This is a genomic window from Micromonospora sp. NPDC004551 (assembly GCF_040609975.1).
GTDB lineage: Bacteria > Actinomycetota > Actinomycetes > Mycobacteriales > Micromonosporaceae > Micromonospora.
On record NZ_JBEXLM010000009.1, the window covers coordinates 129789 to 147826 of the forward strand.

At 74.4% G+C, this 18038-nt stretch carries 14 protein-coding genes and 1 pseudogene; 11 read left to right on the forward strand and 4 right to left on the reverse strand.

Annotated elements, in window-relative coordinates; translation table 11 throughout:
* The first annotated feature begins 40 nt into the window (after positions 1-40).
* From fabG to ABZW14_RS13860, 5 genes are read left to right on the forward strand one after another with little or no spacing between them, the layout of a single operon-like run.
* Positions 41-796 (forward strand): 3-oxoacyl-ACP reductase FabG, encoded by a 756-nt coding sequence (gene fabG, locus ABZW14_RS13840; protein ID WP_355344922.1) that lies wholly within the window; start codon positions 41-43, stop codon positions 794-796.
* 15 nt (positions 797-811) lie between these two features.
* A complete protein-coding gene (locus tag ABZW14_RS13845) occupies positions 812-1264 on the forward strand; it encodes a MaoC family dehydratase (RefSeq protein ID WP_355344925.1) in 453 nt (150 codons plus the stop codon).
* Positions 1261-2289, forward strand: coding sequence for a phosphotransferase family protein (locus ABZW14_RS13850; protein WP_355344928.1), 1029 nt, complete (start codon positions 1261-1263; stop codon positions 2287-2289). The genes ABZW14_RS13845 and ABZW14_RS13850 overlap by 4 nt, the downstream gene beginning before the upstream one ends.
* Complete coding sequence (locus tag ABZW14_RS13855; RefSeq protein WP_355344931.1) at positions 2289-3539, forward strand: acyl-CoA dehydrogenase family protein; 1251 nt, start codon at positions 2289-2291, stop codon at positions 3537-3539. The genes ABZW14_RS13850 and ABZW14_RS13855 overlap by 1 nt, the downstream gene beginning before the upstream one ends.
* Positions 3540-3549: 10 nt before the next feature.
* The gene (locus ABZW14_RS13860) at positions 3550-4782 is read left to right on the forward strand and encodes an aminotransferase class I/II-fold pyridoxal phosphate-dependent enzyme (RefSeq protein WP_355344934.1); all 1233 of its coding nucleotides are present in this window, start codon (positions 3550-3552) and stop codon (positions 4780-4782) included.
* A gap of 37 nt (positions 4783-4819) precedes the next feature.
* Here ABZW14_RS13860 and ABZW14_RS13865 read toward each other — a convergent pair whose 3' ends face one another.
* Positions 4820-5182 (reverse strand): STAS domain-containing protein, encoded by a 363-nt coding sequence (locus ABZW14_RS13865; protein ID WP_355344937.1) that lies wholly within the window; start codon positions 5180-5182, stop codon positions 4820-4822.
* A 223-nt stretch (positions 5183-5405) separates the two neighbouring features.
* Between ABZW14_RS13865 and ABZW14_RS13870 the strand changes: the two genes are divergently transcribed.
* On the forward strand, positions 5406-6158 hold the full coding sequence (locus tag ABZW14_RS13870; protein ID WP_355344939.1) for a GAF and ANTAR domain-containing protein: 753 nt from the start codon (positions 5406-5408) through the stop codon (positions 6156-6158).
* 46 nt (positions 6159-6204) lie between these two features.
* On the opposite strand, the pseudogene ABZW14_RS13875 reads toward ABZW14_RS13870, so the two are convergent.
* Positions 6205-6540: pseudogene (locus ABZW14_RS13875) on the reverse strand (NAD(P)H-dependent oxidoreductase); the annotation flags it as partial.
* A gap of 40 nt (positions 6541-6580) precedes the next feature.
* Between ABZW14_RS13875 and ABZW14_RS13880 the strand changes: the two are divergent.
* On the forward strand, positions 6581-7042 hold the full coding sequence (locus ABZW14_RS13880) for a MarR family winged helix-turn-helix transcriptional regulator (protein ID WP_355344942.1): 462 nt from the start codon (positions 6581-6583) through the stop codon (positions 7040-7042).
* Between the two features lie 60 nt (positions 7043-7102).
* On the opposite strand, the gene ABZW14_RS13885 is transcribed toward ABZW14_RS13880, so the two are convergent.
* Both ABZW14_RS13885 and ABZW14_RS13890 read right to left on the reverse strand, forming a co-directional pair.
* A complete protein-coding gene (locus ABZW14_RS13885; protein WP_355345154.1) occupies positions 7103-7762 on the reverse strand; it encodes a response regulator transcription factor in 660 nt (219 codons plus the stop codon).
* Between the two features lie 2 nt (positions 7763-7764).
* Positions 7765-8886: a sensor histidine kinase gene (locus ABZW14_RS13890; protein ID WP_355344945.1), complete on the reverse strand. Its 1122-nt coding sequence runs from the start codon at positions 8884-8886 to the stop codon at positions 7765-7767.
* Positions 8887-9030: 144 nt separating this feature from the next.
* On the opposite strand from ABZW14_RS13890, the gene ABZW14_RS13895 reads away from it, so the two are divergent.
* From ABZW14_RS13895 to ABZW14_RS13910, 4 genes are all read left to right on the forward strand, one after another.
* Positions 9031-9975 (forward strand): ATP-binding cassette domain-containing protein, encoded by a 945-nt coding sequence (locus ABZW14_RS13895; RefSeq protein ID WP_355344949.1) that lies wholly within the window; start codon positions 9031-9033, stop codon positions 9973-9975.
* Positions 9972-11480: a hypothetical protein gene (locus ABZW14_RS13900; protein ID WP_355344951.1), complete on the forward strand. Its 1509-nt coding sequence runs from the start codon at positions 9972-9974 to the stop codon at positions 11478-11480. The genes ABZW14_RS13895 and ABZW14_RS13900 overlap by 4 nt, the downstream gene beginning before the upstream one ends.
* Positions 11477-12277 (forward strand): ABC transporter permease, encoded by an 801-nt coding sequence (locus ABZW14_RS13905; RefSeq protein WP_355344954.1) that lies wholly within the window; start codon positions 11477-11479, stop codon positions 12275-12277. Before ABZW14_RS13900 ends, ABZW14_RS13905 begins: the two co-directional genes overlap by 4 nt.
* Positions 12278-12479: 202 nt before the next feature.
* Positions 12480-17939, forward strand: coding sequence for a carboxyl transferase domain-containing protein (locus ABZW14_RS13910; RefSeq protein WP_355344957.1), 5460 nt, complete (start codon positions 12480-12482; stop codon positions 17937-17939).
* Positions 17940-18038: the final 99 nt, after the last annotated feature.

Here is an 18038-nt window from a genome sequence, read left to right on the forward strand (position 1 = left end):
GTCACCTGCCCGTCCGTACCCAGCGAGGAGTTGACCTGCCATGACCACCACCCGCACCGCCGTCGTCACCGGAGCGGCCCGCGGCATCGGGGCCGGCGTCGCGAAGCGGCTGGCCCGCGACGGCGTGGCCGTGGCCGTCGTCGACCTGGACGGGGCGGCCGGCCAGCCGGTCGTCGACGAGATCCGGGCCGCGGGCGGCCGGGCCCTGGCCGTCGGCGCCGACGTCGCCGACGAGCAGGCCGTGCGGGCCGCCGTGGACCGGGTCGCCACGGAGCTGGGCGAGCCCACCATCCTGGTCAACAACGCCGGCATCACCCGCGACAACCTGGTGTTCAAGATGACCGCCGACGACTGGGACGCGGTCGTGAACGTGCACCTGCGGGGCTCCTTCCTGATGACCCGGGCCGTGCAGGGCTACATGACCGGGGCCGGTTGGGGGCGGATCGTCAACCTGTCCAGCACGTCCGCCCTGGGCAACCGCGGCCAGGCCAACTACGCGGCGGCGAAGGCGGGGCTCCAGGGCTTCACGAAGACCCTCGCCCTCGAACTCGGGAAGTTCGGGGTCACGGCCAACGCGATCGCGCCGGGGTTCATCGAGACCGAGATGACCGCCGCCACCGCGGCCCGGCTCGGCGTGCCGTTCGAGGAGTTCAAGCGGGCCGCCGCGGCGCAGATCCCGGTCGCCCGCACCGGCACCCCGGAGGACATCGCGCACGCCGTCTCGTTCCTCGTCAGCGACGGCGCCGGCTTCGTGTCGGGCCAGGTGCTGTACGTCGCCGGCGGGCCGAGGGCCTGAGTGGAGGGAGAGACGATGAAGGTCTTCCAGGGCATCGAGGAGCTGGAGCAGGCGGTCGGCACCCACCTGGGGTACTCCGGCTGGCACCGGATCACGCAGCGGCAGATCGACGCCTTCGCCGAGGCCACCGGTGACCACCAGTGGATCCACGTCGACCCGGTACGGGCGGCGCGCAGCCCGTTCGGCGGCACGATCGCCCACGGCTACCTGACCCTGTCGCTGGTGCCGATGCTGGTCTGGCAGGTCTACCGGGTCGACGGGGTGAGCATGGGCGTCAACTACGGCGCCAACAAGCTCCGCTTCCCCGCTCCGGTCCCCGTCGGCTCGGAGGTGCGGGCCGGGGTGGAGCTGCTGTCGCTGGCGCCCGGCGGCGGTGGCTACCAGCTGACCGCGAAGGTGACCGTCGAGGTGGCCGGCGCCGCGAAGCCGGCCTGCGTGGTCGAGACCGTCAGCGTCCTGGTCCCGTGACCGCCCCCGCCCCGCCGGACCCGCCGGGCCTCGACCTGGCCCGGCTCGGCGACTGGTTCGCCGCCGCCGTGCCCGGGGCCGGACGGCTGACGACCGCCCGGCTGGTCACCGGCGGGAAGTCCAATCTCACCTACGAGGTCGGTGACGGGCGCAGCGCCTGGATCCTGCGGCGCCCCCCGCTGGGGCACGTGCTGTCGACGGCACACGACATGGCCCGGGAGTACCGGGTCATGTCGGCGCTGCGCGCCACCGCCGTGCCGGTGCCGGCGACCTGGGCGCTCTGCACGGACGACCGCGTGCTGGGGGCGCCGTTCTACGTGATGGAGCGGGTCACCGGCACGGCGTACCGGCACGCGGCCGAGCTGGCGCCGCTCGGCCCGGAACGCACCCGGGCCATCTCGACCCGGCTGGTCGACACCCTGGCCGCCCTGCACGCGGTCGACCCGGCGGCCGTGGGGCTGGCCGACTTCGGCCGGCCCGCGGGGTTCCTGGGCCGGCAGGTGCGGCGGTGGCGCGCGCAGCTCGACGCGTCGTACTGCCGGGACCTGCCCGCCGCCGACGAGCTGCACGCCCGCCTGGCGTCTGGCGTACCGGCCGATTCGGCGCCGGGCATCGTGCACGGCGACTACCGCCTCGACAACGTCCTGGTCGACGAGCACGACCGTCTCGCCGCGGTCGTCGACTGGGAGATGGCCACCCTCGGCGACCCGCTCACCGACCTGGCGCTGCTGGTGCTCTACCAGCGCCTCGGCCGGCTCGTCGGACCGGCGGTGGCCGAGGCGTCGTCCGCGCCCGGCTTCCTGACCGAGGACGAGATCCTCGACCGGTACGCGGCCACGAGCGGCCGCGCGCTCCCGCCCCTGGGCTTCCACCTCGGCCTGGCGGCCTTCAAACTGGCCGTGATCCTCGAGGGCATCCACGTCCGCCACCTGCGTGGCCAGACCGTCGGTGCCGGCTTCGACCAGCTCGGCGAGATCACCGAGCTGCTCCTCGACGCCGGCCTGACCTACCTGAAGGAGCACTGATGGACTTCTCCCTGGACCCGCGGACCGAGGGGCTGCGCGACAACCTCCTGGACTTCATGGACCGCCAGATCCACCCGGCCGAGCCGGTCTTCCACCAGCAGCTCGGCCGGCTCGACGACCGCTGGGCGTGGGACTCGGTGCCGGTGCTCGCGCAGCTGCGCGCCGAGGCCCGGAAGCGGGGGCTGTGGAACCTCTTCCTGCCCGGCGAGCACGGCGCCGGGCTCACCAACCTCCAGTACGCCCCGCTCGCGGAGATCACCGGCCGGAGCCACCTGGCGCCCGCCGTGGTGAACTGCGCCGCTCCGGACACCGGCAACATGGAGGTGCTGGCCATGTTCGGCACGGCGCCGCAGCGCAAGCAGTGGCTGGACCCGCTGCTGGAGGGCGAGATCCGGTCGTCGTTCGCCATGACGGAGCCCGACGTGGCCTCGTCGGACGCCACGAACATCGCCACCCGGATCGAGCGGGACGGCGACCACTACGTCATCAACGGCCGGAAGTGGTGGATCACCGGCGCCATGAACCCGAACGCGCGCCTCTTCATCGTCATGGGCAAGACCGATCCGGACGCCGAGCGGCACCGCCAGCAGTCCATGGTGCTGGTCCCGCGGGACACCCCCGGCCTGGAGATCGTGCGCGGCACGGCGGTGTTCGGCTACGACGACCACGACCACGGCGGGCACGCCGAGCTGGCGTTCCACGACGTCCGCGTGCCGGTGGAGAACCTGATCGGCGGCGAGGGCGACGGCTTCGCCATCGCCCAGGCCCGGCTCGGCCCGGGCCGCATCCACCACTGCATGCGCTCGATCGGCCTGGCCGAGCGGGCCATCGAGCTGATGTGCGCCCGCGCCGAGCAGCGGGTCGCGTTCGGCCGGCCGCTGGCCGAGCAGGGCGTGATCCGCGAGTGGATCGCCGAGTCGCGGGTGCGCATCGAGCAGCTGCGCCTGCTGGTGCTCAAGACGGCCTGGCTCATGGACACGGTCGGCAACAAGGGCGCGCACACCGAGATCCAGGCCATCAAGATCGCCACCCCCGCGACGGTGCAGTGGATCCTCGACAAGGCCATCCAGGTGCACGGCGCCGCCGGGCTGTCGCAGGACTTCCCGCTGGCGGCCGCGTACGCCGGCATCCGCACGCTGCGGTTCGCCGACGGGCCCGACGAGGTGCACCGCAACGCCCTCGCCCGGCACGAGCTGCGGCGGCAGGCCGCCGCGCGGCAGCGGGTCGGCGGCGAGCGCCCGACGATCTAGGGTGGTGGGCATGGCAGGCCCCACCCCCTCCGCCGCCGGAAACCCGCTCACGGCGCTGACCCTGGACGAACTCCGGCGGCGCAGCAGCGTGAAGTGGCGGATGCACCCGCCGGACGTGCTCCCCCTCTGGGTCGCCGAGCAGGACGTGCCCCTCGCTCCCCCGGTGGCCGACGTGCTGCGCCGCGCGGTCGACCTCGGCGACACCGGTTACCCGCACGGGACGGCGTACGCCGAGGCGCTCGGCGGGTTCGCCGCCGACCGCTGGGGCTGGGACGGCTTCCGCGTCGACCACACCACCGTCGTCCCCGACGTGATGATGGGCATCGTCGAGGTGCTCCGGCTGGTGACCGGCCCCGGCGACGCCGTGGTCGTCTGCCCTCCCGTCTACCCGCCCTTCTACGCCTTCGTGAGCCACGCCGACCGGCGGGTGATCGAGGCGCCGCTCGGACCCGACCTGCGGCTGGACCACGCCGCCCTGGACGAGGCGTTCCGCCGGGCCCGGGCGCTCGGCCGCCGGCCCGCGTTCCTGCTGTGCAACCCGCACAACCCGACCGGGGTGGTGCACCGCCGCGACGAACTCGACGCCGTCGCCGACCTGGCCGGCCGGCACGGCGTTCGGGTGGTCTCCGACGAGATCCACGCCCCGCTGGCGCTGCCCGGTGCGCGCTTCACCCCGTACCTCACGGTGGCCGGCGCCGAGGACGCCTTCGCCCTGACCTCCGCCTCCAAGGCGTGGAACCTCGCCGGCCTCAAGGCGGCGCTCGCGGTCGCCGGGCCGCGTGCCGTCGCCGACCTGCACCGCATGCCCGAGGAGGTCAGCCACGGCCCCAGCCATCTGGGCGTCCTCGCACACACCGCCGCGTTCCGCGCCGGCGGCCCGTGGCTCGACCTCCTCCTCGACGGTCTCGACGCCAACCGCACCCTGCTGGAGACCCTGCTGGCGAAGCACCTCCCGGCCATCAGCCACCGCCGCCCCGAGGGCACCTACCTCGCCTGGCTGGACTGCACCGGGCTGGGCATCCCCACCGAGGCGCCGGCCGGCCGGCCCGGGGTGGCCAGCGACCTCGCCGGGCCGGCGAGGTTCTTCCTCGACCGGGCGCGGGTCGCCCTCAGCTCGGGGCACGTGTTCGGCACCGGCGGCACCGGCTTCGTGCGCCTCAACTTCGCCACCTCCCCCGCGATCCTCACCGAGGCCCTCACCCGGATGGGCCGGGCCGTCGACACGCTCGGCCCTCGGGCCTGATCCGGCGTACGCCCACCGGAGTCGCCGCGACGGCAGGTCACCCGGTCTGGAATTCGTCCGTGAGTCCGACGATGTCGAGCACCCGGACGGTGATCCGGGAGGGTCTGCGCAGCAGCAGTGCGCAGCCGGCCGAGGCGGCTCTCCCCCGGACCGTCAGCAAGGCGTTGACGCCGGCGGCGCAGAAGAAGCTCACCCCGCTCAGGTCGAGCACCAGCGTCGGCGGCGGCTGGCCGGACAGCAGCCGCGCCACGAGGTCGACGAGCGGGTCGACCGCCGCCAGGTCGAGCGCGCCGCGGACCTCGACCACGACGGCCGGGCCCTCCCGGGCGAGCGCCAGGGTCAGGGTCGGTGGGTAGTTGATCTCCGGCGCCGACGGTCGCTGCGCATGGTGGACGGACATGAGGGTGCTCCTCGAAACGAGGGTTGCCGGACCGGGTTGTTACCGGGATCACCATCGGCGGCCCGGCACTGGTCCTGGGCTCATGTCCGAACCCACCTCGACTCTAGCCGGGTGTCGCCTGATTGACACCCCGCCGATCGGGGAAACGTGTGCTCCTCGACAAGGAAGAGCGCCGGCCACCGCCCACGCACGGCGGCCGGTAGAGGGAGTTCAGGAGGTAGCGGTGGCGCCCGATGCTGCCGACCCGCAGCTGGCCTCGGCCTACGGCCGGCTGCTGACGTTGCTCGCCGATTCGCCCCACGTCGACGTGTTCCTGGATCAGATGGTCCGGGTCGCGGTGGAGGTCGTCGCCCCGGCCGTGGCCTGCGGGCTGACGGTGCGCCGGGACGGCGGTGCCTTCACCGTCGCGAGCAGCGGCGACCTGGCCGCGCACGGAGACGAGGTCCAGTACGGGGCCGACGAGGGTCCCTGCCTCGAAGCCCTGCGCCTGGGACGGATCGTGGAGGTGTCGGACCTGCGTGCGGACGAGCGCTGGAGCCGGTACCGGGAGCACGCGCTCCGGCTCGGCATCGTCAGCTCGCTGTCGCTGCCGATGACGGTCGACGGCGAGACCGTCGGGGCGCTGAACCTCTACGCCACTCGCCCGGGGGCCTTCACCGACGTGCGCCAGCAGGCCCTGGCATTCGCCGACCAGGGGTCCGCGGCGCTGGGCGTCATCCTCCGCCAGGCCGATCAGGCCCTCCTGCACCGGCAACTGGCCGACGCGATGGCCTCCCGCAGCGTCATCGACCAGGCCCTCGGGGTGGTGATGGGCCAGCAGCGGTGCACCGCCGCGGAGGCCTTCACCCTGCTCCGGCAGGCGTCGCAGAACCGCAACCGCAAGCTGCGGGACGTGGCCGCGGAGATCATCACCCAGGTCACCGGCGAGTCCCCGCCGCCGGCACCGGGATTCGTGGCACCCCGCCAGCAGTCGTGAGCGCGGCGACGGCCGCGGAGGAGTCCGCAGCCGTCGCCGGACCGGGTCAGCGGTTGCGCAGCGGAGCCAGCGCGTCGCTCCAGGCGACGACCTGGTCCAGGGTGGCGTTGAGCGCGTCGGCCTGGAACTGGTTGGGCTTGAAGACGCTCAAGTTCTCGAAGTCGGTGAAGAGCGACAGCGCCACCTGGGACCGCACGTCGGCCATCTGCAGCTCGCCGGCGATCAGCCGCAGGTGCTCCACGGCCCGGGCGCCGCCCACGGAGCCGTAGCTCACGAACCCGACGGCCTTGTTGTTCCACTCCGCGTAGAGGTAGTCGATGGCGTTCTTCAGGGCGCCCGAGGTGGAGTGGTTGTACTCCGGGGTGACCATCACGAACCCGTCTCAACCTGTCGTTGCTCGGTCAAGCAAGTAGGATGGGGGCATGTCCGCCGCTCCGGAACCGCTGCGCCCCGTCGACGCCGAGGAGGAGGCGCTGGTCCGCTCGCTGGGCCGGATCATGCACGTGCTGCCGCGCGCGATCGACGCCGACATGGTGGGCGACCGCCAGCTGCCGCTCACCGAGTACACGGCGCTCATGCACCTCTCCGAGGCGCCGGAGCGGCGGATGCGGATGAGCGACCTCGCCTCCGCGTGCCAGCTCTCCCTGAGCGGGATGACCCGCACCATCGCCCGGCTGGAGACACAGGGCCTGGCCGAGCGGGTCAAGTGCGCCGAGGACGCGCGCGGGTGGAACGCCGTCCTCACCGACGCCGGCCTCACCCGGCTCCAGGAGTCCTGGCCGAGTCACCTGGCCAGCGTGCGGCGGCGCTTCCTCGACCACTTCGAGGGCATCGACCTCGTCCAGCTGGCCCGCGCCTTCCAGCGCGTCGGCTCGGCCGGCTGAGCCCCGCACAGCGACCGCCGACCGGCCCGGGCGTCCACGCGACCCCGCGCACGCCTCCCGTCACCGGTCGCCGGGGACCACCAGGCCGGACTCGTACGCCACCACGACGGCCTGGGTGCGGTCGCGCAGACCGAGCTTGGCGAGCACCCGGCTGACGTGGGACTTCACGGTCTCCTCCCCCACGACCAGCCGGGCGGCGATCTCGGCGTTCGACAGCCCCTCGGCGATCAGCCGCAGCACCTCGGTCTCCCGGGTGGTGAGCGCACGGAGCACCGCGTCGCGCTCGCGGCGGCGCACCCGCAGCCGGGCGAACTCGGCCACGAGCCGCCGCGTCACCGTCGGGGCGAGCAGCGCCTCCCCGGCGGCGACGACGCGGACGGCGTCGAACAGGCGCTCCGCGGTGGCGTCCTTGAGCAGGAAGCCGCTCGCGCCCGCGCCGAGCGCGTCGTACACGTGCTCGTCGAGGTCGAACGTCGTCAGCATGAGCACCCGCGGCGGCGCCGGTTCGGCGCGGAGGCGGCGGGTCGCCTCGATGCCGTCCATCCCCGGCATGCGGATGTCCATGAGGACGACGTCGGGGCGCAGCCGCCGGCAGATCCGCACGGCCTGCTCGCCGTCGGCGGCCGAGCCCACCACCGCGAAGTCCGGCTGGGTCGCCAGCAGCACCTCGAAGGCGGCGCGCACGACGTCCTGGTCGTCGACCACGACGATGCGGGTGATCGTCACGGCGCGGCTCCCTTCGTCGGCAGGACGGCCTCGACGAGGAAGCCGGCGCCCGGCGCGGCACCGGCCGTGACCTGGCCACCGACCATGGCCGCCCGTTCCCGCATCCCGGCCAGCCCGTGCCCGCGGCCGTCGGCCGGGACCGGGCCCGGACCGTTGTCGTAGACCCGCACGGTGAGGTCGTCGCCGCGGTAACACAGCACGACGTCGACGGCCGCGCCCGGCGCGTGGCGACGGGCGTTCGTCAACGCCTCCTGCACGATGCGGTACGCCGTCAGCTCGACCCCGGGGTCGAGCGCCTCGACCGGCCCGCTGACGATCAGGCGGACGCCGCCGCCCACAGCCGCGTCGCGTACCTCGTCGAGGAGGGCGTTGAGCTGGCCGAGCCCGGGTTGCGGGCGGAGCGTCGGCTCGGCGTCCACATCCTCCCGGAGCACGCCCAGCAGGCGCCGCATCTCCGTCAACGCGACCCGCGCGGTGTCCCCGATGGCCGTCAGCCGGCGGGCGCCCTCCGGCGGCAGGCCCGGTGTCGCGAGCCGGGCCGCCTCGGCCTGGAGCGCGATCATGGTGATGTGGTGCGCCACCACGTCGTGCAGTTCCCGGGCGATGCGGGCCCGTTCGCCGCGGGCCGCGTACTCCATGAGCGACGCGGCCGACGACCGCTCGTCGGCCCGCCGCCGGCGCCGCTGGTCGCGCTGACGCAGCGCCGCCCCGGTGATGGCCGCCAGGGCCGCGACGGCCAGCAGGACCAGCGCGACGGGACGCCCGCCCGGCCGGTCGTCGGACAGCGGCGCCGCGGCGTACCCCGCGAAGGGCAGGACCAGCACTCCCGCGGTGCTCAGTGGACGCCGGCGGCCGGCGATCCCGTAGAGCACGGCGAGCGCGCCGGCCCCGGCGACGGTGACCGGACAGAAGACCAGCAGCCCGGACAGGGCCGCGGCGGCCGACAGCACGGCCGCCGTCGCGGGCCAGAGCCGGACCAGGGCGACGGGAGCGACCACCGCGAGCGCGACGAGCGCCGCGATCCCGGTCGGCGGCCCGCCCGACGGGCCGGCCACCGCCTCGATCACCGCCCCGGCGCCGAGGGCGGCGGCGGTCGCGGCCGGCCCGATCCGCTTCACGCCCGCCATTGTGACCGGCGGCGACGCCGGTGTCGTCCCCCCGGCAGGGACCCGCCCTCCCCCGCACGAGGGAGGCGGCCACCGGCGGAAGACCCCTCTGCGCCGTGACGCGCCGGCCGGTCGCCGCCGCCTAGCGTCGCTGGCATGGAACCCAGGATCGAGGTACGCGGGCTGCGCAAGCGGTACCGTACGGCCGTCGCGGTGGACGGGCTGTCGTTCACCGTCCGGGCCGGCGAGGTGACCGGATTCGTCGGGCCCAACGGCGCCGGCAAGTCGACGACCATGCGGCTGATCCTCGGGCTCGACACGCCGGACGAGGGCGCGGCGCTGGTCAACGGCCGCCCCTACCGCTCCCTGCGTACGCCGCTGACCCAGGTCGGTGCGCTGCTCGACGCGTCGGCCCTGCACCCGGGCCGGCGCGCCCGCGACCACCTGCTCTGGCTGGCGCACAGCAACGGCATCGGCCGGCGCCGGGTTGCCGAGGTGCTCGACCAGGTGGGCCTGGCCTCGGCCGCCCGCCGCCGGACCGGCGGCTTCTCCCTCGGCATGCAGCAGCGGCTGGGCATCGCCGCCGCCCTGCTCGGCGATCCGCCGGTGCTGATGTTCGACGAGCCGGTCAACGGACTCGACCCGGACGGCATCGTCTGGATCCGGGGCCTGATGCGGTCGCTGGCCGCCGAGGGCCGGGCGGTCCTGGTCTCCAGCCACCTCATGAGCGAGCTGGAGGGCACCGCCGACCATCTGATCGCGGTCGGCCGAGGGCGCCTCATCGCCGACACCGGCGTCGCCGAACTCCTGACGGCGGCGTCCAAGGACCGCGTCGAGGTCACCACCGCGCAGCGTGCCGCGGCGACGACGGTGCTCGCCAACGCGGGCGCGACGGTGAGCGTGGCCGGTCCGGAGACCGTCGTCGTCGACGGGCTGCCCGGCGACCGGGTGGCGGCGCTGCTGACCGAGGCGGCCGTCCCGTTCTCCGAACTGCGCCGGCACCGGGCCACGCTCGAGGAGGCGTACATGGATCTGACCCGCGGCGCCCTGGAGTTCGCACCGGAGGGCGGCACGCCGGCCGCCGAGAGGAGCGTACGGTGACCGCCCGCGAATCCTTTCCCCGGCTGCTGCTGGCCGAGTGGACCAAGCTGCGCTCGGTGAGCCGGTGGGTGGCCACACTGGTCGCCGCGGCCGCGCTGACCGTCGGGCTGAGCTACCTGGCCGCCTCCGGCAGCAGGACGAACATCAACGAGCACGCCGACTTCGTGAGCGGGCCACACGGCGGGCCGGTGGCCGACGCCTTCTACTTCGTGCACCAGCCGGTCACCGGCGACGCGACGCTCACCGTGCGGGTCGCGTCGGTGGCGCGGGAGCCGGATCGGCGCACCGCGAGCATGGACGCCCGGGGGATGACCCGGCTGGCGGATCCGAGCCCGTTCGCCCAGCCCGGCGCCGGCATCATGATCAAGGACGGCACCCGGGCCGGCTCGTCGTACGCGGCGGTGCTGCTGACCGAGGGTCAGGGCGTACACCTGCAGTGGGACTTCGACGCGGTCCGCCGGGGCAGCGCGAGCAGCGGGCCGCGCTGGCTGCGGCTCGTGCGCTCGGGCGACACGATCACCGGATACGAGTCGGCAGACGGCGCCACGTGGCAGCGGATCGGCACGGCCGCGCCCAGGGGCCTGCCCGCCACCGTGGAGATCGGCTTCTACGTCACCTCGCCGGCGGCCGTCTACACCTCCCGAGGTGGCGGCAGCTCGTCGATCGGTGAACGGCCGACCAGCGCCGTGGCCAGCTTCGACAACGTGCGGGTCGAACCGGGTGGCGCCTGGCGCGGCGAGGCGATCGGCGGCGCGGACCGGCTCGGCGAAAAGGGCGCGGCACCCGGCGGCGGCCAGGTCACCGAGGCCGGCGGCGCGTACACCGTGGTGGGCACCGGCAAGGTCGGTCCGCGACCGCCGGACGACGACATGGTGGAGATCGCGCTGATCGGCGTGGTCGCCGGCCTGATGGCCCTCATCGCGATCGGAGTGCTCTACGCCACCTCGGAGTACCGCCGGGGCATGATCCGGACGACGTTCGCGGCGACCCCGCGCCGCGGCCGGGTCCTGGCCGCGAAGGCGCTCGTCCTCGGCGTCATCTCCTTCCTCGTGGGCCTGGTGGGTGCGGTCGGCTCGTTCCTCCTCGCCGTCCCGGCGCTGCGCGCCCGGGGCTTCACGCCGCCGGCCTTTCCCGCACCGTCCCTGGCCGACGGCCCGGTGCTGCGGGCGCTGCTGCTGACCGCCGCGTTCCTGGCCGGTGTCGCCGTCGTCGGGCTCGGGATCGGCGTGCTGCTGCGGCACAGCGCGGCCGCCATCACGGTCACCGTCCTGCTCGTGCTCGGACCGCTGATCGTCGGCATGATCCTGCCGGGCACCGCGCCGAGGTGGCTGATGTACACGACGCTGGCGGGCGGGATGGCGACCCAGCGGGCCAAGCCGCCGACGATCACGCTGGTGGAGCCGTGGTCGATGATCGGGCCCTGGGCCGGGATCGGCGTCGTCGCGGCGTGGGCGGTGGTCACCCTCGGGCTCGCCTGGTGGCGGCTGCGGGGTCGGGACGCATGACGGCGCCGCGCGGGCTGCGGGCGCTGCGGGCGGAGTGGACCAAGCTGCGGACCCTGCCGAGCACCGGATGGCTGCTCCTGCTGACCGTCGCCGGCACGGTGGGCGCCGCGTTCGCCGTCACCGGCTCGCTGGACCACGCCCACTGCTCCGCCCCCTGCGCCCCCGACCTCACGAAACTGTCGCTGGCGGGCGTGCGTCTCGGCCAGGTCGGCATCGTGGTCCTCGCGGTGCTGACGGTGACGGCGGAGCACAGCACCCGGACGATCCAGCCGACGCTGGCGGCCGTACCGCGCCGGTTCCTGGTGGTGCTGGGCAAGCTCGGCGTGCTGGCCGTCCTCGGGGTCGGTGCCGGGGCGCTGGCGGTCGCCGCCTCCCTGAAGGCCGGCCGGACGATGCTGCCCGGCAGCGGGTTCACCGCGGCGCACGGCTTTCCCCCGCTGTCGCTCGCCGACGACCTCACCCGGCGGGCGGCCGTCGGCACGGTTCTCTACACCGGGCTGGTCACGCTGCTCGGCGCCGGACTCGGTCTTCTCCTGCGGGACACCGCCGGTGCGCTGACGGCGGCGCTGGCCCTGCTCTACGGGTCGCCCGTCGTCGCCCAGTTCGTCACCAACCCGACCTGGCAGCACCGCATCCACCGGTTCGCCCCGATGGACGCCGGGCTGAGCATCCAGGCGACGCGCGACCTCGCCGCCGAGCACATCGGGCCGTGGGCCGGGCTCGGCGTCCTGTCCCTGTACGCCGCCGCGGCGGTCCTCGCGGGGCTGGTCGTGTTCCAGCTCCGCGACGCCCGCTGACCCGTACCCGCCGGTAGCCGGATAGGGGTCGCACCCGCCCCTAGGAGCGCCAAAAAGTTTTGTTCGGTTCCTACAATTGGTGCCGCTCAGGGTTCGGCGGTTACGACATGGCGGCGCCCGCCGACAGAGGGAAAAGTGATCACTGCCGGGGGCCACCGCCCCACGGCGTGTACATCGTGGGTCCAACGGAGGGGTCGGTCGGGTGTTCAGCCGTATCGCCATCGTCAACCGTGGAGAGGCCGCGATGCGGCTCATCCACGCCGTCCGGGAGCTGGCCGCGGAGACCGGGACCCGGATCGAGACCGTAGCCCTGCACACCGACGTCGACCGCGACGCCACGTTCGTGCGGGAGGCCGACGTCGCCTACGACCTCGGTCCCGCGTCCGCGCGCCCGTACCTGAACCTGGCGGTCCTGGAGCGCGCGCTGGTGGCGACCCGGGCCGACGCCGCCTGGGTCGGCTGGGGCTTCGTCGCCGAGGACCCGGCGTTCGCCGAGCTGTGCGAGAAGATCGGGGTCACCTTCGTCGGGCCGAGCCCGGACGCCATGCGCCAGCTCGGCGACAAGATCGGCGCGAAGCTGATCGCCGAGGAGGTCGGCGTGCCCGTCGCGCCGTGGAGCCGCGGCGCGGTCGAGACCCTGGCCGCCGCCCGCGCGGCGGCGGCCGAGATCGGCTACCCGCTGATGCTGAAGGCCACCGCCGGCGGCGGCGGGCGCGGCATCCGCGTGATCACGAACGAGGCCGAGCTGGACGACGCGTACGAGCGCACCAGCCAGGAGGCCGCGCGGGCGTTCGGCAGCGGCATCGTGTTCCTGGAGCGCCTGGTCACCGGCGCCCGGCACGTCGAGGTCCAGGTGATCGCCGACGGCCAGGGCACCGCCTGGGCGCTCGGCGTGCGGGACTGCTCGGTGCAGCGGCGCAACCAGAAGGTCATCGAGGAGTCGGCGTCGCCGGTGCTCGGCCCGGATCAGGCCGCCGAGCTCAAGGCGTCGGCCGAGCGGCTGGCCGTCGCGGTCGGCTACCGCGGCGCGGCGACCGTCGAGTTCCTCTACCACCCCGGCGACCGGCTGTTCGCGTTCCTGGAGGTCAACACGCGCCTCCAGGTGGAGCACCCGATCACCGAGTCCACCACCGGCTTCGACCTGGTCAAGGCGCAGCTGCACGTGGCCTCGGGCGGGCGGCTCGTCGGCGAGCCGCCGGTGGAGCGGGGGCACGCCATCGAGGCCCGGCTGAATGCCGAGGACCCGGACCGCGACTTCGCGCCCTCCCCCGGCCGCATCGCCCGGCTGGACCTGCCCGCCGGGCCGGGCATCCGGGTGGACACCGGCGTCAGCGAGGGCGACACCATCCCCGCCGACTTCGACTCGATGATCGCGAAGATCATCGCGTACGGCCGCGACCGCGACGAGGCCCTCGGCCGGCTGCGCCGGGCCATGGCGAACACCACAGTGATCATCGAGGGCGGCGCGACCAACAAGAGCTTCGTGCTCGACCTGCTCGACCAGCCCGAGGTGATCGACGCCAGCGCGGACACCGGCTGGATCGACCGGGTCCGCGGCGAGGGCCGCCTCGTCGCGCACCGGCACTCCGCCGTCGCGCTGGCGGCCGCCGCCATCGAGGCGTACGAGGAGGAGGAGCACGTCGAGCGGCAGCGGCTGCTGTCGACGGCGGCCGGCGGCCGGCCGCAGGTGCAGCACTCCAGCGGCGGGCCGCTGGACCTCAAGCTGCGCGGCGTCGGCTACCGCATGCGCGTGGCCCGGGTCGGCGCGGACCGGTTCCGGGTCGGCATCGAGACGGCGGGCGGCGTCCGCACCGCCGACGTCGAGCTGGACCGGTTCGACCGGCACACCGGGCAGATCGTCGTCAACGGCGTCCGGTACCGCCTGCTCACCGACACGTACGGGCCGATCCACCTGGTCGAGGTGGACGGCGTGACGCACCGGGTCAGCCGGGACGAGGGCGGCGTGCTCCGCTCCCCCATGCCCGCGCTGGTCGTCGCCACGCCGCTGGCGGTCGGCGCCGAGGTCGAGGCGGGCGCGCCGGTGCTGGTGCTGGAGGCCATGAAGATGGAGACGGTGCTGCGGGCGCCGTTCAAGGCGCGGCTGAAGGAGTGCGCCGTCTCCGTGGGCAGCCAGGTGGAGGCCGGCGCGCCGCTGCTGCGGCTCGAGCCGGTCGCCGAGGAGGGCGCCGAGGCCGCCGACGCCGCGCCCGCGGCCGCCGTCGAGCTGGACCTGCCCGCCGAGCCCGCCGAGGTCCCGGCGCGCACGCGGGCCGGCCGCGGCCAGGAGGACCTGCGCGGCCTGCTGCTGGGCTTCGACGTCGACCCGCACGACGACCGCCGGGTGCTCGACGACTACCTCGCCGCCCGCCGGGCGGCCACCGAGGAGGGGCACCGGCCGCTGGCCGAGGAGCTCGACCTCGTGAACGTCTTCGCCGATCTCGCCGAGCTGAGCCGCAACCGGCCGACCGGCGAGGACGGCGACGGTCACGTCCCCAGCGCCCGCGAGTACTTCCACACCTACCTCCAGAGCCTCGACATCGAGCGCGCCGGGCTGCCGGCCGCGTTCCAGGCCAAGCTGGCCAAGGCGCTCGGCCACTACGGGGTCACCGACCTGGAGCGCTCCCCCGCGCTCGAAGCGGCCGTGTTCCGGATCTTCCTGGCCCAGCAGCGGGCCGCCGCCGACGCCACGGTCATCGCGACGCTGCTGCGCTCGTGGCTGCGGGAGCCGCCGCCGGACGAGAGCCTGCGCGAGCCCGTGGGCCTCGCGCTGGAGCGGCTGGTCGCCGCGACGCAGGTCCGCTTCCCGGTGGTCGCCGACCTCGCCCGCGGCGTGGTGTTCGCGTGGTTCGCCCAGCCGCTGCTGCGCCGCAACCGCGCCCGGGTGTACGCCGAGGTCCGCGGGCACCTGCGCCACCTCGACGCGCACCCGGCCGCCCCGGACCGCGCCGAGCGCGTGGCGGCGATGGTGCGCAGCACCGAGCCCCTCGTCCGGCTGCTCGGCCAGCGGCTGGTGCGTGACCACCTCGACAACGCCGTGATGCTGGAGGTGCTGACCCGGCGGTACTACGGGAACAAGGGCCTCACCGGCGTGCACACCCGCGAGGTCGCCGGCTGCACGTTCGTGGTCGCCGAGCGCGCGGAGTCGAGCGTGGTCTCCGCCGCGGTGCGCTTCGACGCGCTGGGTGGCGCGCTGCGCGGCCTCGCCGAGCTGGCGGGCGGCGCGGACGCCATCGACGCCGACATCTACCTGGCGTGGGAGGACCAGCCCGAGGACTTCGACGCGATGGCCGCCGCGCTGCACGAGGTCGTCCGGGCGCACCCGCTGCCGCCGCAGGTCCGCCGGGTCACCACCACCGTGGCGGGCCGGGCCGGCGCGGTCATGCACCACCACTTCACCTTCCGCCCGTCCGGCGACGGCATGGCCGAGGAGCGGCTGATCCGCGGCCTGCACCCGTACATCGCCCAGCGGATGCAGCTGGAGCGGCTGCACGAGTTCGACCTGACCCGGCTCCCGTCGGCGGACGAGGAGGTCTACCTCTTCCAGTGTGTGGCGCGGGAGAACCCGTCCGACCAGCGCCTGGTGGCGTTCGCGCAGGTGCGCGACCTGACCGAGCTGCGCGAACAGGACGGGCGGCTGGTCGCCCTGCCGACGGCCGAGGACACCGTGGCGGCCTGTCTCGACTCCATCCGCCGGGCACAGTCGCGGCGACCGGCGAAGACGCGCTTCCAGACCAACCGCATCGTGATCTACGTCTGGCCGCCGAGCGAGCTGACCCGCGAGGAGATCGAGACGATCGCCGGTCGGGTGCGCCCGACGACCGCGGGCGCCGGGCTGGAGGAGATCCTCTTCATCGCCCGGCAGCGCGACCGGCGGACCGGCGAGCTGACCAAGATCGCCGTACGGATCTCGTTCAACGCCACGGGCGGCGCCGAGCTGAGCATCGGCGAGCCGCCGACCGAGCCGGTCGAGCCGCTGGACGAGTACCGGCTGAAGGTGCTGCGCGCGAGCAGCCGCAACACGGTCTACCCGTACGAGCTGACCGGCCTGCTCGGCGACTTCGTCGAGCACGACCTCGACGAGAAGCACGCGCTGGTGCCGGTCGACCGGCCCAGGGGGCGCAACAGCGCGGCGATCGTCGCGGGTGTGGTCACCACGCCCACCCCGCGGCACCCGCAGGGCGTCACCCGGGTCGTGCTCCTCGGCGACCCCACGAAGTCGCTCGGCGCGCTGTCGGAGCCGGAGTGCCGCCGCGTGATCGCCGCGCTGGACCTGGCCGAGCGGATGCGGGTCCCGCTGGAGTGGTACGCCCTGTCCGCCGGCGCCCGGATCTCCATGACGTCCGGCACCGAGAACATGGACTGGGTGGCGGCCGCGCTCAAGCGGATCGTCGAGTTCACCCAGGACGGCGGTGAGATCAACATCGTGGTGGCGGGCATCAACGTCGGGGCGCAGCCGTACTGGAACGCCGAGGCGACGATGCTCATGCACACCCGGGGCGTGCTGGTGATGACGCCGGACTCGGCGATGGTGCTCACCGGCAAGCAGTCGCTCGACTTCTCCGGCGGCGTGTCGGCCGAGGACAACTTCGGCATCGGCGGCTACGACCGGGTGATGGGCCCGAACGGGCAGGCGCAGTACTGGGCGCCGAACCTCCCCGCCGCCCGGGACGTGCTGATGGCGCACTACGAGCACACGTACGTGGCGCCGGGCGAGTCGGCGCCGCGGCGGGCGACGACGACCGACCCGGTCGACCGGGACATCTCGCCCTTCCCGCACACCGTGGCCGGCAGCGACTTCACCACGGTCGGCGAGATCTTCTCCGCCGCGGCCAACCCGGACCGGAAGAAGCCGTTCGACATCCGGACCGTCATGCGGGCGCTGGCCGACCAGGACCACCCGGTGCTGGAGCGCTGGGCGGGCATGGCCGACGCGGAGACCGCGGTGGTGCAGGACGTCCACCTCGGCGGCATCCCGGTGTGCCTGCTCGGCATCGAGTCCCGCTCGGTGCCGCGGCGCGGCTTCCCGCCCACCGACGGCCCGGACACCTACACGGCGGGCACGCTGTTCCCGCGCTCGTCCAAGAAGGCCGCGCGGGCGATCAACGCGGCCAGCGGCAACCGGCCGCTGGTGGTGCTGGCGAACCTGTCGGGCTTCGACGGCTCGCCCGAGTCGATGCGCAAGCTGCAACTGGAGTACGGCGCCGAGATCGGCCGGGCCATCGTGAACTTCCGCGGGCCCATCGTGTTCTGCGTGATCTCGCGCTACCACGGCGGCGCGTTCGTGGTGTTCTCCAAGGCGTTGAACCCCGAGATGACCGTGCTGGCGCTGGAGGGCTCGTTCGCCTCGGTGCTGGGCGGCGCCCCGGCCGCCGCGGTGGTCTTCTCCGGCGACGTCAACGCCCGCACCGCGGCCGACACCCGGGTGCGGGACCTGGAGGCCCGCGTGGCGGCCGCCTCCGGCGCCGACCGGGCCGCGCTGACCGCGGAGCTCGACGAGCTGCGCTCGTCGGTGCGGGCGGAGAAGCTGGGCGAGGTGGCCACGGAGTTCGACCGCGTGCACTCGATCCAGCGCGCCGTCGAGGTGGGGTCCGTCGACGCGGTCATCCGCGCGGCGGAACTGCGCCCGCGCGTCATCGAGGCGATCGAGTCCCGCCTGCGGTGACCGCCCGGCGCGGCCGGGGGCGTACGCCTCCGGCCGCGCCGCGGTCGATCCCCCGGCACACACGGCGAAGGGCCCCGGAGCGAACTCCGGGGCCCTTCG

Excerpts from the sequence above, each read along its gene's own strand:
- fabG (WP_355344922.1), top strand. The coding sequence starts at position 41 with ATGACCACCACCCGCACCGCCGTCGTCACCGGAGCGGCCCGCGGCATC.
- ABZW14_RS13845 (WP_355344925.1), top strand. The coding sequence starts at position 812 with ATGAAGGTCTTCCAGGGCATCGAGGAGCTGGAGCAGGCGGTCGGCACC.
- ABZW14_RS13855 (WP_355344931.1), top strand. The coding sequence starts at position 2,289 with ATGGACTTCTCCCTGGACCCGCGGACCGAGGGGCTGCGCGACAACCTC.
- ABZW14_RS13860 (WP_355344934.1), top strand. The coding sequence starts at position 3,550 with ATGGCAGGCCCCACCCCCTCCGCCGCCGGAAACCCGCTCACGGCGCTG.
- ABZW14_RS13865 (WP_355344937.1), bottom strand. The coding sequence starts at position 5,182 with ATGTCCGTCCACCATGCGCAGCGACCGTCGGCGCCGGAGATCAACTAC.
- ABZW14_RS13880 (WP_355344942.1), top strand. The coding sequence starts at position 6,581 with ATGTCCGCCGCTCCGGAACCGCTGCGCCCCGTCGACGCCGAGGAGGAG.
- ABZW14_RS13895 (WP_355344949.1), top strand. The coding sequence starts at position 9,031 with ATGGAACCCAGGATCGAGGTACGCGGGCTGCGCAAGCGGTACCGTACG.
- ABZW14_RS13905 (WP_355344954.1), top strand. The coding sequence starts at position 11,477 with ATGACGGCGCCGCGCGGGCTGCGGGCGCTGCGGGCGGAGTGGACCAAG.